General features: G+C 73.0%; 1 protein-coding gene. It reads left to right on the top strand.

Translation table 11 applies throughout. The annotated features are described in order from the left end of the window. Window positions 1-890, top strand: an 890-nt coding sequence (locus UK12_RS40335; protein ID WP_045306850.1) for a polyketide synthase dehydratase domain-containing protein, incomplete at both ends; no start/stop codon positions are given.

The raw sequence follows: 890 nt of genomic DNA, 5'->3' as shown, positions 1-890 counted from the left end.
GCTGCGGAGTCGTTCGATCTGGTGGAGTGGCCGCCGGTGGGTGCGGAGGCCGTGCCGGTCGATGAGCTGTACGACCGGTTCGCGGCGGCCGGGTTCGGTTACGGTCCGGTGTTCCAGGGGCTTCACGCGGCGTGGCGGCTGGGTGATGAGGTGTTCGCCGAGGTGGCGCTGCCGGAGGACAGCCGGGACGAGGCGGATCTGTTCGGTCTGCACCCGGCCCTGCTGGACGCGGCGTTGCACGCTGTTGGCTTGGGTGGTCTGCTGGAGGACACTGGTCAGGGTCGGCTGCCGTTCGCGTGGTCGGGGGTGTCGCTGTTCGCGGCGGGTGCCTCGGAGTTGCGGGTGCGGCTGGCGCGGGCTGGTGCGGATGCGGTGTCGCTGCTCGTGGCCGACGGTACGGGTGTGCCGGTCGCGTCGGTGGAGTCGCTGGTGCTGCGGCCGTTCGCGGCCGACCAGTTGGCGGGTGCGGGTGGTGCGCACGAGTCGCTGTTCCGTCCGGAGTGGACGGGCGTCGCGCTGCCGTCCGTCGCTTCGCTCGATGGTGCGGTGGTGCTGGGGGCGGAGCTTCCCGGGTTCGAGCAGGCCGAGCGGTTCGAGGACCTGGGCGTGCTGCTGGCGGCTGCCGCCGCCGGTGAGACCGCGCCGGAGGCGATCCTCGTGCCGGTCTCGTCCGGGCCTGACCAGGACGTTGCCGCTGCCACGCACAGCGCCGTGCACGGTGCGCTGGCGCTGGTGCAGGAGTGGCTGGCCGAGGACCTGCTCGCCGGCACGCGGCTGGTGGTGGTCACACGGAACGCGACCGCGGTCACGTCCGACGAGGAGGTCGCCGACCTTCCTGCGGCTGCCGTCCTGGGGCTGCTGCGCTCGGCGCAGTCGGAGAACCCGGGCCG

Origin of the sequence: Saccharothrix sp. ST-888, assembly GCF_000955975.1 — a bacterium.
In the GTDB taxonomy this organism is placed as follows: Bacteria; Actinomycetota; Actinomycetes; order Streptomycetales; family Streptomycetaceae; genus Kitasatospora.
The sequence above is the reverse complement of the archived record's forward strand: the minus strand, read 5'-3'. Positions and strand labels throughout refer to the sequence as shown.